The sequence below is a fragment of the Micromonospora sp. IBHARD003 genome (assembly GCF_056106285.1).
In genome coordinates this window covers 3,604,927-3,617,265 of the sequence record NZ_JBWBBX010000001.1, presented here as the reverse complement: position 1 = coordinate 3,617,265, position 12,339 = coordinate 3,604,927, and the positions used below count along the sequence as shown (strand labels likewise).

At 69.5% G+C, this 12,339-nt stretch carries 13 protein-coding genes and 1 tRNA gene; 5 read left to right on the top strand and 9 right to left on the bottom strand.

The features are described 5' to 3' along the window. Positions 1-235 precede the first annotated feature (235 nt). Together ACTWOL_RS15985 and ACTWOL_RS15980 are read right to left on the bottom strand one after the other, a co-directional pair. The gene (locus ACTWOL_RS15985; protein ID WP_474297376.1) at positions 236-682 is read right to left on the bottom strand and encodes a hypothetical protein; all 447 of its coding nucleotides are present in this window, start codon (positions 680-682) and stop codon (positions 236-238) included. Further along, positions 679-945, bottom strand: a complete 267-nt coding sequence (locus ACTWOL_RS15980; RefSeq protein WP_403653685.1) for a hypothetical protein — start codon at positions 943-945, stop codon at positions 679-681. The genes ACTWOL_RS15985 and ACTWOL_RS15980 overlap by 4 nt, the downstream gene beginning before the upstream one ends. A 278-nt stretch (positions 946-1,223) precedes the next feature. Here ACTWOL_RS15980 and ACTWOL_RS15975 point away from each other — a divergent pair, with 278 nt between their 5' ends. From ACTWOL_RS15975 to ACTWOL_RS15965, 3 genes are all read left to right on the top strand, one after another. Further along, positions 1,224-1,547, top strand: coding sequence for a DUF4240 domain-containing protein (locus ACTWOL_RS15975; RefSeq protein ID WP_474297375.1), 324 nt, complete (start codon positions 1,224-1,226; stop codon positions 1,545-1,547). 150 nt (positions 1,548-1,697) lie between these two features. Then, positions 1,698-2,468 carry a hypothetical protein gene (locus ACTWOL_RS15970; RefSeq protein ID WP_474297374.1) on the top strand — a complete coding sequence of 257 codons (771 nt, stop codon included), beginning with the start codon at positions 1,698-1,700 and terminating at the stop codon, positions 2,466-2,468. 287 nt (positions 2,469-2,755) lie between these two features. Continuing rightward, positions 2,756-3,586 carry a tyrosine-type recombinase/integrase gene (locus ACTWOL_RS15965; protein ID WP_474297373.1) on the top strand — a complete coding sequence of 277 codons (831 nt, stop codon included), beginning with the start codon at positions 2,756-2,758 and terminating at the stop codon, positions 3,584-3,586. Positions 3,587-3,654: 68 nt separating this feature from the next. Here the strand turns inward: ACTWOL_RS15965 and ACTWOL_RS15960 are convergent. The 6 genes from ACTWOL_RS15960 to ACTWOL_RS15935 form a co-directional block, all read right to left on the bottom strand. Beyond that, positions 3,655-3,730 (bottom strand) — tRNA-Arg (locus ACTWOL_RS15960). A gap of 251 nt (positions 3,731-3,981) precedes the next feature. Continuing rightward, positions 3,982-4,380, bottom strand: a complete 399-nt coding sequence (locus ACTWOL_RS15955) for a hypothetical protein (RefSeq protein ID WP_474297372.1) — start codon at positions 4,378-4,380, stop codon at positions 3,982-3,984. A gap of 131 nt (positions 4,381-4,511) precedes the next feature. After that, positions 4,512-5,294, bottom strand: a complete 783-nt coding sequence (locus ACTWOL_RS15950) for an ABC transporter permease (protein ID WP_474297371.1) — start codon at positions 5,292-5,294, stop codon at positions 4,512-4,514. After that, on the bottom strand, positions 5,291-6,307 hold the full coding sequence (locus ACTWOL_RS15945) for an ATP-binding cassette domain-containing protein (RefSeq protein ID WP_474297370.1): 1,017 nt from the start codon (positions 6,305-6,307) through the stop codon (positions 5,291-5,293). Before ACTWOL_RS15945 ends, ACTWOL_RS15950 begins: the two co-directional genes overlap by 4 nt. Positions 6,308-6,397: 90 nt before the next feature. After that, complete coding sequence (locus ACTWOL_RS15940; RefSeq protein ID WP_474297369.1) at positions 6,398-7,240, bottom strand: DUF4097 family beta strand repeat-containing protein; 843 nt, start codon at positions 7,238-7,240, stop codon at positions 6,398-6,400. Between the two features lie 138 nt (positions 7,241-7,378). Continuing rightward, positions 7,379-7,897: a toxin-antitoxin system HicB family antitoxin gene (locus ACTWOL_RS15935; RefSeq protein WP_474297368.1), complete on the bottom strand. Its 519-nt coding sequence runs from the start codon at positions 7,895-7,897 to the stop codon at positions 7,379-7,381. 420 nt (positions 7,898-8,317) lie between these two features. Here ACTWOL_RS15935 and ACTWOL_RS15930 point away from each other — a divergent pair, with 420 nt between their 5' ends. Further along, the gene (locus ACTWOL_RS15930) at positions 8,318-10,021 is read left to right on the top strand and encodes a class I adenylate-forming enzyme family protein (RefSeq protein ID WP_474297367.1); all 1,704 of its coding nucleotides are present in this window, start codon (positions 8,318-8,320) and stop codon (positions 10,019-10,021) included. Here ACTWOL_RS15930 and ACTWOL_RS15925 read toward each other — a convergent pair. After that, positions 10,010-11,278, bottom strand: a complete 1,269-nt coding sequence (locus ACTWOL_RS15925; protein ID WP_474297366.1) for a M6 family metalloprotease domain-containing protein — start codon at positions 11,276-11,278, stop codon at positions 10,010-10,012. The two genes, ACTWOL_RS15930 and ACTWOL_RS15925, sit on opposite strands and share 12 nt — an antisense overlap. 233 nt (positions 11,279-11,511) lie before the next feature. On the opposite strand from ACTWOL_RS15925, the gene ACTWOL_RS15920 reads away from it, so the two are divergent. After that, complete coding sequence (locus ACTWOL_RS15920; protein WP_474297365.1) at positions 11,512-12,258, top strand: TetR/AcrR family transcriptional regulator; 747 nt, start codon at positions 11,512-11,514, stop codon at positions 12,256-12,258. Positions 12,259-12,339 lie beyond the last annotated feature (81 nt).

Sequence of the window (12,339 nt, the reverse complement as noted above, 5' to 3'; positions counted from 1 at the left end):
GTCGTGCGAGGCCGATGTCGGCGCTGCTGAGTCAAGATCGGCATCCCCACAGTCGCGGGCGTTTGGGCGTCGCGGTCCGCCAACATCTCCCGGAAGCAACCGCCTTGAACGTTGCCGACGCCACGCCGTGTGGGCTTGAGGTTGGTGTTGCCACGGTCTGGAACCTGCTGACGGCCAATTCCAGTTGCTCGGAGAAGCCAGCGAGTGGTTGGGGTGAGGCGCGGTCGGCCTCTCGTCAGACCTTCTCGACTCGCACGGAGTGTCCGGCGAGGAGTTGATTCATGTCGTCGGTGTCCGAGGTGAAGACGGTTGCCTGAGCTCCCTGCGCGGCTTCCCGTCCGGCCACAGCTGCCAGAATGGCGTCGATGGCGTACTTGTGCCCATGTAGTCCGGCTGCCTTCAGCATGTCGCGCGCCATGGCGATCACCTGGTCGTCCGTGTGCGCGATGCGGATCCGGGACAGAGTCCAGTTCCACAGTGCCTGCCTGGACGTTTCGCGAGGGTCCCATGCCTCCAAGGTCGTGAGCGCCGAGGTGACGATCGGGATGTCGAGCCGTGGAGCCGTCTTGATCAGCGCAGTCATCTCCCGGTCGCCCTGAAGCGCTTTGGAGAGAGCCTCGGAGTCGAACACGAAGACGCGCCGTCGCGGCTGGTGCAGTTTCGCTCGGGTTGTGCGGCTCACGCGGCCTCGTCCGAATGTGATCGCTGCTCGTCATGCCAGCCGTCGATGGCGGCGATGCGATCCAGTGCTGCTTGCTGCTCGTCGTCCGTCACGACGCCGTGCTCTTCTTCGAGGCGTTCGGCCAACTCGCGCAGTCGGTCCATGGCGTCCTGATGAGCGGCGGCGGCCGCGATGTAGCCGGACACGCCGCGCGCGTCGACGCGCTCCTTGATCGATTCCACCAGCTCTTCCGGCACGGTGATGGTGATCTTCCGGGTTGCCATACTTTAAGTATGCCACGTGCGGTGTGGTGTGGCCTGCTCTTCTCGGAGAGGTTGCCACGGGAGGGTGGGAGATGCTCGTCCGATGCTGATCCGGTGGGCGATATTCGGGAGATCAGCTCCCCATCCGCTCACGCAAACGGCCCCGGACGAGGGGTCCGAGGCCGAATGGGGCGCTTTCCTGGAGGAGAAACCCCAGTTCAGCGGCGTAGTGTGCTGTGCCCCGGCAGGATTCGAACCTGCGACACCCGCTTTAGGAGTTCGATCGGGCGGTCCTGGCGGTGGGTGGGCTGCTGCTGACGGTCGTCGCGGACAACCGGGTGCGGCCGCCGACATCCACCCCGTTCCCGCAGTCATCCGAGGTGTTCCTGTACACACGTTGCGCTGTGGTGGCTGCGGGGCAGGCCGTGTGGGAGAGCGTCTTCTTCGACGTCGACAAGTTCGCCCCCTACACCTCAGGCGAGTGCGACGGTGAGTGGTTCCTGTACGTGCCGGACAAGGCATACGAGCTGTCTACCGGTGAGGAGTGGGACCGCTCTACCAGGTACTGCTTCGAGAGCTACTCCAACAGGGACGGTTGGCCGCATCTGCAAGGGCGAGGCTAACTATCGCTTGACAGGGATCTCATAGACGATCTCGCACAGGGCGGCGGGCACGATGATGTCCGCCGTTCGTTGCCAGTCCCACCTCACCCGGTAAGGTGGCGACCTTCGGCCGGCGGAAGCCGTACGGAGTCCTCGAAGGCCGGGCACATCATGTTTCTCGCCGACCGTCCCGCACGCCGCCGTCTCAGCGCCGCCCTGGACGACCTTGCCGTCACCTTCCGCGGCATGACCGCGCGTCCGGACGAGCACAACTGCGAGTGTCACTGGGGCAGTCCAGAGGAGCTCTCCCTTCTGAAGACGCCGGACGTGGAGCTGGGACAAGATCTCCTGCGCCGGACTTGGCAGGCCATCGACTGGACCGATCACGCGGCTGTGCTGCGCCGCGTCCTGCCTCAGTTTGCCGCGGTCCTGGTCGCCGGTCGCGCGGAACCGCTGTTCGGTGGGCTGGAAGAGGCCGGGTACTCGTTCGCCCGCGGCCGCTGGCACCAGTGGCCTGAGGATCACGCCGGTCCGGTACGCGAGTTTCTGCATGCCTGGTGGGCGTACAGCCTCACTGAGCCGGATCCGGTTGTCCCGGCGCACCAGGTCTTCGTGATGTGTGCCGAGGCGTCCGGAACGGTCCGCCCCTGGCTCGCCGAATGGGAGAAGCAGACCGGGTACCTCAGCGACCGGCGTCTCGCCGAGGCGGCGGCGGAATGGGAGTACGAGCTTCTGGGAGACAGTCTGCCGTGGAGCGTCGGCTGGTACGAGCACGACGAGGAGGAGATGCGCGCCGAATTGGTCGCCTGGCTCCTCGACCACGCTGCAGTGCGGCTCCGCGCGTCTGGCGAATCGGCGGATCTGCAGCACCGGATACGGCTGCTCGGACTCGCCGGTGAGGACCGCTGGACGGATCCGCACTGGCCCGGCCACCGCTACTGACGACCAGCGGGCGCGACCTCGGTGCCGGACCGCGTAGCCAGCGGCGTGTGTCGATGCGCTACTTGGCTGTGAAGAGGCCGGGCGCAGGGACTAAATCAGTAGCCGAAGAAGTGACGCGCGAGGCCCTCGACCTGCGGTGCTGCAATCGATCAACGCTGTGACCTGCGGATGAGCTTTCGGTACTTGTCAACGTTGGTCATCGACGAGCACCCTTCCACGGCCCCAAGACGGCCCAAGAACGGGTGCTCGGTCGTGTGCGGAGCCGTAATCTGCCCCACCTCGTGCCAATGATCGGCTCCAAGCGGCTGGAGTCACTGGGCACCGCCGACGTCCGGCGCTTCCTCGTCCAGCTGGAGAACAAGACGACAGCGGCGACGGCCAAGGAATCGCACCGGGTGCTGCGCACGGCACTCACCGCTGCCTGCCGCGAGGAACTGGTGACCCGGAACGTGGCCGGCCTCGTCGAGCCGCCTCGGGCCAAGTCGCGGGAGTTGAGTCCCTGGACGCTGGACGAGACGTTGGACTTCCTTGCCGCCGCCCGTAAAGACCCGATGTACGCAGCCTTCGTGCTCGCTATCGCCATGGGCCTCCGCCGGGGTGAGATCGTCGGTCTCCGCTGGACCGATGTCGACCTGGACCATCGCGTGATCTACGTCCGACAGCAGACACAGCGACGGCGCGGGGTGCTCTACGACGACGAGACGAAGAACCGTCGTCGGCGTGCACTGCCACTCCCAGCGATGTGCATCCCGCCGCTTCGCTGGCATCGGATGCGCCAGGCCGCCACCAAGGAGCGCGCGGGGGAGAAGTGGCACGAGGCCGGCTACGTCTTCACCACCCGAACCGGCCGCCCGGTCGAGCCCCGCAACGTGTACCGCTCCTTCACCCGGGTCGCTGACTCCGCCAGCCTCCGCGTCGTCCGGCTGCACGATGCCCGGCACGGCTGCGCCACACTCCTCACCGCGGCCGGGGTCGCGCCCCGGGTCGTGATGGAGATCCTCGGGCACAGCCAGATCAGCATCACCACGGACGTCTACACCTACGTCGTCCACGACACGCAGCGCGAGGCGATCAGCCACATGGACCGCCTGCTCAAGAGGCGGCCCGGACGTCAGTGACCGCCTCCGTTGATGTCAGAAGCTGATGTCAAAGGCCCCGGACCATGATCGGTCCGGGGCCTTTTGGCTGGTGCCCCCGGCAGGATTCGAACCTGCGACACCCGCTTTAGGAGAGCGGTGCTCTATCCCCTGAGCTACGGAGGCGGGGATGCGTCGGGCAACTACTGTGAATCCGCTGGCCGACACGCCGGGGCCTGACCCGTGCGGGCCGGACCACCGCCGACAGTGTAGCGGGTGGGTCGTGATGGGTATCGGAGTATCCACCGTGGGTGAGGCCTCGTGGGTGCGCTCGTGGCTCACGTGCCCTGACAGTCCCTGATCATGGTTTCCGCGCCGAGTCGCCGGGCCGGCTCCCGGATCCGGCCGTCGCCCGGGGGAGGGGCCGGGAGCGTTGCTCATCGGGTGCGGCGGGTGGTCATGGAGTTGAGAAGAGCTGCGCCGCGTTCGGCGTCGTCCACGCTCACGGCGAAGTCCTTGCCCTGGCTGCGTACGACCAGGCACTCGCCGCCGCGCAGCATGACGGTCGTCCCGAGCCCGCTCAGCCGGTAGCCCCAGCCGCCGACCTGGGCGGGCGTACGGTTCTCGACGCGGGCCGACTCGATGTCCTCGGCTGCCCAGCGACGTGTCGGGAAGCCAAGCGGGCCGAAGGTCACCCCGAGCCCCCTCTCGCTGACGCGTGCCTGCACGGATGCGCAGCCCAGGACGAGGAGGGAGGCCAGGGCGAAGGGTGCGAACAGCGCCCACGGGAAGGCCATCAGTCCTCCCACCGTCGCCAGGACGGCGGCGGTCGCCATGAGCCCCGTCAGGGCCGAGGTCGCGTGGAGCCACGGATTCGATGTGCGGGACAGCCACTCCTGGCCGGACCACTGCGAGCGGAGGGCTCGTGTGGTTCGAGCCCTCCGCCGTGGCGCCTGCGCGAGATCTCTCAGCGCTTGGTGGTGCTGTTGAACAGCGAGCGCGACCAGACGTAGCCGACCAGGGCGATGCCGGCGCACCAGGCGAGCGAGATCCAGCCGTTGTTGCCGATCTCCGAGCCGGAGAGCAGGCCGCGCAGCGTCTCGGTCATCGGCGTGAACGGCTGGTTCTCGGCGAACCAGCGCAGGCCCGGCGACATCGACTCGGCCGGTACGAACGCGGAGCCGAGGAACGGCAGGAACTGGACCAACAGTGGCTTGTTGCTCGCGGACTCGACGGTCTTGGAGATCAGGCCGAGCGCCGCCGACAGCCAGGTCACCGCGAACGCGATGGCCGCGAGGAGACCGGCGGCGGCCAGCCACTCGATGGGGCTCGCGTCCGACCGGAAGCCGACGGCGAGTGCGACGCCCACGACCAGGACCATGCACACCATCGTCTGGATGACACTGCCGATGACATGGCCCGTCATGAACGACGAACGCGTGATGTTCATGGTGCGGAAGCGGTTGATGATGCCCTCGGTCATATCGGAGCAGACCGCGATCGAGGTCGACATCGAACCGGCGGCCACGCCCATGATGATGATGCCGGGAGTGAGGTAGTCCAGGTACGCGTCCCGGCCGCCGCCCATTCCGGCGCCGAGCGCGTCCCCGAAGGCGTACACGAACAGCAGCAGCATCAGGATCGGCATCATGGCGCTGCCGAACCCCACGGCCGGGTAGCGGATCGCGTGCTTCAGGTTGCGCCGCAGCATCGTCATCGAGTCGTGCACGGCGTAGGTCAGGGTGCTCATCGCAGGGTCTCCTTGACGTGAAGCGGGGTGCTGGTGCCGGTTGTGGTGGTGCCGTGGCCGGTCAGGGCGAGGAACACGTCGTCGAGATCGGGGGTGTGCACGGAGAAGTCGGCGGCCCGGATCCCGGCGGAGTCGAGCCGGTCGAGCAGGGCGCGCAGCGCGTCGAGGCCGCCGTCGCCCGCCACCCGCAGCGCGAGGTTCTCGTCGTCCCGGGCAGCGCCGGGGAAGGCGGCTGCCGCGCGCTCGTACTCGGCGGGTTCGGTGAACCGCAGTCGCACATGGCTGCCGGGGATCTGCCCCTTGAGCTCGTCGGCCGTGCCCTCGGCGACGATCCGGCCGCCGTCGAGGACGGCGATCCGGTCGGCCAACTGGTCCGCTTCCTCCAGGTACTGGGTGGTGAGGAAGACGGTGGTGCCGCCCGCGACCAACGAGCGCACCGTGTCCCACATGGTGCGGCGGCTGCGTGGATCGAGCCCGGTCGTCGGCTCGTCCAGGAAGATCACCTGGGGGTCGCCGACCAGCGTCATGGCGATGTCGAGCCGACGCCGCATACCGCCGGAGAAGGTCGCGGCACGCTTGTGCGAGACGTCGGCGATCTCGAACCGCTGGAGCAACTCCCTGGTGCGGGACCGACCTTCACGCTTGCCGAGGCGCAGCAGGTCGGCCATGAGGAGCAGGTTCTCCTCGGCGGTGAGCAGGTCGTCGAGCGCGGCGAACTGCCCGGTGACGCCGATCGCGGCGCGCACCGCGTCCGGTGACGTGGCGACATCGTGGCCCGCGACCTGGGCCTGACCGCCGTCGGCCGCGATGAGTGTGGACAGGATCTGCACGGTGGTGGTCTTGCCGGCGCCGTTGGGCCCGAGCAGGGCGAACACGGACCCGGCAGGGATATGCAGATCGATACCGGCCAGCACGGTCTTGTCGCCGTACGACTTGCGCAGGCCGGTGGTGGAGACGGCGACGGCCGACTGCGTACCGCCGTGCCTTGGTGTGGGCATGACAGAAGAAGGCATGGAGCCCTCCATTCGAAGGCTGAGGGGCTGAAGTGACGTGGGGTGGTGGCGAGTTGAGCCAGGCCGTCCAGGGGCCAGGGCTCAGGGGAGTCAGGCCTTGGCGCGCCGGATGTCGATGTTGCCGTGCCGGGTGCGGGCGCGGACCGCGACGGTGTCGTCGGTCTCCTCCGGGGCCCCGGAAGCGGTGAGCGTGTTGCGCACCTGACCGGAGCCCGAGCTGACGTCGAGCCAGGCGGCCGTGCCCTCGCGGATGCCGATCTCGATGGCGCCGTAGGAGGTCTCCAGTTGAACGGTGCCACGGGCCACTTCGCCCACGCGCAGGGTCCCGTGGGCGGTGGTGGCGGTGACCGACTCCTCGGCACGCCGGATCTCGATGTCGCCGTTGGCGCCGCTCACCCGCAGCTCGCCGGTCGCGGCGCCGACGGTCGTGGTGCCGTGCGAGTTCTTCAGTACGGCGGGGCCGTCGACGAGTCCGACGCGCATGCTCCCGGAGCTGGTGGTGATCTCGGCCATGCCATCGACCCGGTCCACGGTGATGGAGCCGTGCGACGCCTTCAGGTGCAGCGGGCCGGTCGTGTCGAGGCGGACGTCACCGGACGAGGTCTTCACACGGACCTCGCCGAGCCGGCCCTCGCCGAGCACCTGGGTCCAGGCGCCGGTCATGTCGACGCGGGAGCCTGCGGGCAGTTCGACCGTCACGTCGACGACGCCGGTGCGGCCGAACAGGTTGGGCTTGGGGGTCCTGACGGTCAGTGCGCCGTTCGCGTACGTGACCTCGGTCTGGTTGGCCGTCCGCACGTCCAGGTCCTTCTTCGGGTCGCGCGGCTGTACGTCGACGAGGGTGTCGAGGCGGTCGCCCGCGGCGAATCGGATGGAACCGGCGTCCACGTGCGCGGTGGCCGAGATGGGTTCGGGAGTGTCGAAAGAAGGCATGGCTGTCCCGTCCTCTTGGGTCTTCGGAACGTCCCCGCTGGTGGGACGTGGTGTAGGTGAAGTGGTGCGGGTGAAGTGATACGGGTGAAGTGATACGGGTGAAGTGGTGCGGGTGAAGAGGTGCGGGCGGGGGCGCGGCTAGCGCACCCAGCCCGTGATGCTCTGTCCGATGCTCTGGGTCTTCTCCGCCGGCCGCGGTGCGGTGCCGCCGTCGACCGCGGCTGAAACGGCCCGCACCAGCCAGGCGTTGACCGACAGGCCCTGGCTGCTCGCGGCCTCCTCGGCGCGGGCCTTGAGGTGGGCCGGCAGACGCAGGTTGACGCGGGCGGTGCCGCCCTCGTCGACGTCGGCCGGTGCCTGGGCCTTGAGCGGCTCGACGGGGGCGGCCCGCTCCGCGGGGGCGCCGCCCTCGGTGGGCGGGAGCGTCACGACGAAGTCGGGATCCAGCCCGCGCAGCCGTACGTCGACCGAGCCGGGGGCGAGTTCACGGGTGATCTCGTCCATCGCGGCGGAGAGCACGTTGAGCATGGTCAGCCGGGTCGCCGACTCCAGAGGGGCGGTGAGCCGCTCGGCAAGCTCGCGGGCTTCGTCCCCGCCGGCTTCGGCGGCCACCGCGAGTTCGCGGCGGAGGGTATCGACATACGGGGTGAGGTCCATGGCGCCATGATGGCACCATTATGGCGCCATCGCAAGTCCGGATGGCATCCTGTTGGGAGGGGGTGTATGTGCGGGGGCTCTGAACTGCGGAAATGTCGGCGAGCGGCCTGTGTCATGGTGGCGCCACGCGCGTTCGCATGGTCTTGAGGGTGCGGGAATGGGGCCGGGTGGCACCTTGTGGCGCCGGATAGCGCCATGCGGTGCCGCTCGATGTCATGTGGCGCCATGTCGTGTGCAAGAGGGCGCCCCCGGGATTCCCGCCCCACCCCGGCGGCGGGGTGCGGCGGTGGCCGACATCAAATAGTTGTCGGATACATGGACCTTGACGGGTGGCGGGGTGGCCCCTAGGGTCTCGTTCGGCCCTGGGGTCGGGCCTCCGGGCTGGGCACACGCCCGGGGAAGGTGACAGAGGGGGCGGGCATGGCGCACTCCGACGACGGCGTTCTCACCGCGCCCGGCGCGCCGTTCGCCGTCGTCGACGGCGTCTACGCGTCGGGGCCGCGCACGCTGCGCGAATTCATCGAAACCACCTGGGCGTTCGGTGAGCGGCCGTTCCTGGTCGCCGGGAGCGTGACGTACACCTACCGGGAGTTCTTCGCCGCCGCCTCCGCACTCGCGACGCGGCTGGTGGAGGTGTACGGGCTGCGGCCAGGTGACCGGGCCGTCGTCGGTATGCGCAATCACCCCGAGTGGCAGATCGCCTTCTGGGCCACACAGCTGGCCGGACTGGTGGCCGTGCCGCTCAACGCCTGGTGGACGGAGCAGGAGTTCGCCTACGCCCTCGACGACTGCGCACCCGAGGTGCTGCTCGTCGACGGGGAGCGGCTGCCGCGCGTCGAGAAGTGGGCGCGGGGACGCGCTCGTGTCGTCGTCTTCCACCACGCGGGGCCGGTCGGGGAGGGTGTCGAGCGGTACGAGGACCTGCCCGACCCGGACCCCGCCGCCGCGCCGCCGGACGTCGACGTACGGCCCGAGGACGACGCCACGATCATCTACACGTCCGGCACCACGGGCAGCCCCAAGGGAGCCGTCGCGACTCAACTGGCGCAGGCCGGGGCCGTGATGAACCCCCGCTACACCGCCGCGGCGTCCGCGCTCGCGAAGGGCATGATCCCCGGGCAGGGGCCGGTGCCGGTGAGTCTCATGACGTTCCCGTTCTTCCACGCGGCGGCCTTCACCACGCTGTACTCGCTGATGAGCGTCGGCGGGACGGTCGTGCTCATGGGCAAGTGGGACGCCGACGAGGCGCTCGCCCTGATCGACGAGCACCGCGTCACGCACTACTCCGGGGTGCCCGCCACCGCGCTCCAGTTGCTCGACGCCGCCGAGCGGCAGGGTGCGGCACTCGCGAGCCTCACCCATCTGAACACGGGCGGCGCCGCCGCTCCTCCGGACCTCGTGGGTCGGCTCGCGGCGCGCTTCGGGAAGCGGGTCGAGCCGCGCAACGGTTACGGGCTCACCGAGACCTGCGGCGGGGTGACGGCGAACTTCGGGGCCGGGTACCGGGACTTCCCCGACAGTGTGGGCCGCCCCACCCCCGCCATCGAGGTACGGATCGCCGGGTCCGAGGGGGAGTGCCTCCCGGAGGGCGAGGTGGGTGAGCTGTGGCTGCGCGGACAGTCGCTGGTGCGCGGGTACTGGCGGAATCCCGAGGCCACCGCCGCCGCGTTCACGAAGGACGGCTGGTTCAGGACCGGCGACCTCGCGACGGTGCGGGACGGCGACAGGGTCACCATCGTGGACCGCATCAAGGACATGGTCATCAGGGGCGGCGAGAACGTCTACTGCGTCGAGGTCGAGGCGGTCCTGCACGACCACCCGGACGTCGCCGACGCCGCCGTCCTGGGGGTGCCGCATTCTGTCCTGGGCGAGGAGGTCGCCGCGGTCGTGCAGCTGCGCGCGGGGGCCGCCGTCACCCCGGGCGAGCTGCGCGCGCACGTCGGCGGGCGGCTCGCGGCGTTCAAGGTGCCCGCCCATGTCGTCGTGCGGGCCGAGCCGCTGCCGCGCAATCCCACCGGGAAGATCCTCAAGCGGGAGCTGCGCGACTCGGTGCGGGAAGGCGTCCGGGGTTCGGTACCGGATCCCGCCCGGCCCCCGGGGCCGGCCTCCGGCTCAGGGGCGTGAGACCCGTACCCGGTAGTTGCCGTCCTCGTCCTCGGACAGCACCGTGATCCGGATCCCGTTCCGGGAGTCCACGAACGACTCGCCCGGCCGGTAGGGGGCGTCCGAGAGCTCGGCGTGCACATTGGGGCGCCGGGTGCAGCCACCGCTGTCCTCGTCGCTGTCGGAGACCTGTACGGGCCCCTGGCCGGTGTCGACGTCCGACTCGACGCGGTAGATGAGGACGCCCGGTTCGCAGACGGCCTCGTCGTTGCCTTCCCGGGTGCGGGCTTCCACGGCGTAACCGGAGTCGGCGCTCAGCGGCACGAAGACCAGTTTCCGCCCGCCCGTGGTGGCCAGCGGGGTGAGGGTGTAGTCCTTGGCGCCGGAGGCCGACGCACAGCTCACCTGGTCGTTGTCGAGCCAGCCGAGTTTCCACTTGTGCCAGCCCAGCAGGTCGTTGTTGGCTCCCCAGTCCTCGGACATGATGTCCCAGTGGCCGACCGCGCCGCCTCCTTCGGAGGTGTAGAGGTCGGGGAGGCCGAACACATGGCCGTTCTCGTGGGGGAGCACCCGGTAGCCGTTCTCGTCGTACGACCCGGAGCCGTCGTCCTGGCGGCTGTAGACGAACGAGGTGTTGGCGAGCGGCACACCGTCCGCGTACGGCGCCTCGTGGTTGCCGGAGAAGGTCACGGACAGCACGGTGTCCAGCGCCGACGGGCCCGCGTTCGGGGTGACCAGCACATTGACCAGGTCGTATGCGCTGAAGTCCACCTGCGGGTCGGCGATGGTGATGATGTCCTGCACCAGCTGCCGGTAGCCGGGCTCGTACGGTGAACCGCGGTCTATCCCGTACGCGGCGAAGGGCATCGGCATTCGCAGCCAGTTCGGCAGCGGGGCCTCGGGGCGGTAGCTGAGGCGACCGTAGGAACTGGTGGCGAACCACTTCTGCGTGGCGGGAAAGAACTCCGCGAAGCGTTCGAGTGCCGACCCCTGCCCCTCGGCGTCCGGGAAGTCGATCATGATGTTGAGGGAGTGGACCTCGCCCGTGGAGCGGACGTATCCGGGCGGCGTGGGCATGCCCTCCGACATCTGCACGCCCATGGTGGCGGTGATGCGGCAGGGGCCGAGCGCGGCTTCCTCGGCCGTGACCACGGGGCTGCCCGAGGAGCTGCGGTGATGGCCGGTGAGCTGCGAGCTCGCCGAGGTCAGGGCACCCAGGACCAGCGCGGCGACGGCGCCGAGCATGCCGGGCCTGCGTATCCGGCGGGTCTGCTGCATGCGGTCGCCCTCCGGGTCCGCGGCAGCCGGCCGGTCCTCGACTGCGCTCCGTGCGATCAGCCTGGGTCGGGCTCGGTGCGGGCGCGCGCCGGGTGAGCCGATCGTGGGACGCGCAGGGAAGCGCGACACGAGTCGAAGCCCAAAATGTGATCCAGATCACATAAGAATCTCCTGGAGGTGCGAAATAACCGGGGATCGATTCCCCGTTTGCACCGGTGTCCCGCGAAACGGGGATGGCTTCCCCGGTTGCGCCGGGCCGGGAGCGGCACACCGCCTACGGCAAGCACGGCAAGCACGAGATGGACGAGAAGCGCGAGATGGACGGAAAGAGGAGTGGAGCCATGAGCCCCGCAACCACGGAGCGCCGCACCACCCGGCCCCGGGCCGATGCGCTGCGCAACCGGGAGCGGATCGTGACCGCGGCGCGGGAGATGTTCGTCGAGTTCGGGCCGGACGTGCCGCTGGACGAGATCGCCCGGCGCGCCGGCGTCGGCAACGCCACCCTCTACCGGAACTTCCCCGACCGGGCCGCTCTCGTCCACGAGGTCGTGCTCAGCGTCATGAGGCGCACCACAGCCCGGGCGGAGGAGGCGGCGGTGGAAGAGGGGGACCCCTTCGCCGCGCTGGTCCGCTTCGCCCACGCGGCGGCGGACGAGCGGATCGGGGCGCTGTGCGCGATCCTCTCCGGCGGATTCGGCGAGCACCCCGAACTGCTCGCCGAAGGCCACCGGCTCGAAGCGTCCGTACAGGGTCTCGTCGAGCGTGCCCAGGCCGCGGGCAGACTGCGCCCCGACGTCGCCGTCGGGGATCTGATGGTGGCGCTCTCCCAGCTCACGCGCCCTCTGCCGGGCACCGGATGCCCGAACATCGACCGCTTCGTCCATCGCCATCTGCAACTGCTGCTGGACGGACTCGAAGCCCCGGCGCGATCCGAACTGCCGGGTACGCCGGCGACGTTGGAGGGCCTGCGGACGCCGTGAACCCGTGAACCCCTGAACCAGCCGTGGCGCGACGTCGCATGAAGGGCCCCGTGCCCGCGCTCCGGCCGCCACCCCGGCCTT

Excerpts from the sequence above, each read along its gene's own strand:
- ACTWOL_RS15965 (WP_474297373.1), top strand. The coding sequence starts at position 2,756 with ATGATCGGCTCCAAGCGGCTGGAGTCACTGGGCACCGCCGACGTCCGG.
- ACTWOL_RS15980 (WP_403653685.1), bottom strand. The coding sequence starts at position 945 with ATGGCAACCCGGAAGATCACCATCACCGTGCCGGAAGAGCTGGTGGAA.
- ACTWOL_RS15950 (WP_474297371.1), bottom strand. The coding sequence starts at position 5,294 with ATGAGCACCCTGACCTACGCCGTGCACGACTCGATGACGATGCTGCGG.
- ACTWOL_RS15920 (WP_474297365.1), top strand. The coding sequence starts at position 11,512 with ATGGCTTCCCCGGTTGCGCCGGGCCGGGAGCGGCACACCGCCTACGGC.
- ACTWOL_RS15955 (WP_474297372.1), bottom strand. The coding sequence starts at position 4,380 with ATGGCGACCGCCGCCGTCCTGGCGACGGTGGGAGGACTGATGGCCTTC.
- ACTWOL_RS15935 (WP_474297368.1), bottom strand. The coding sequence starts at position 7,897 with ATGGACCTCACCCCGTATGTCGATACCCTCCGCCGCGAACTCGCGGTG.
- ACTWOL_RS15945 (WP_474297370.1), bottom strand. The coding sequence starts at position 6,307 with ATGCCTTCTTCTGTCATGCCCACACCAAGGCACGGCGGTACGCAGTCG.
- ACTWOL_RS15970 (WP_474297374.1), top strand. The coding sequence starts at position 1,698 with ATGTTTCTCGCCGACCGTCCCGCACGCCGCCGTCTCAGCGCCGCCCTG.
- ACTWOL_RS15940 (WP_474297369.1), bottom strand. The coding sequence starts at position 7,240 with ATGCCTTCTTTCGACACTCCCGAACCCATCTCGGCCACCGCGCACGTG.
- ACTWOL_RS15925 (WP_474297366.1), bottom strand. The coding sequence starts at position 11,278 with ATGCAGCAGACCCGCCGGATACGCAGGCCCGGCATGCTCGGCGCCGTC.
- ACTWOL_RS15930 (WP_474297367.1), top strand. The coding sequence starts at position 8,318 with ATGGCGCACTCCGACGACGGCGTTCTCACCGCGCCCGGCGCGCCGTTC.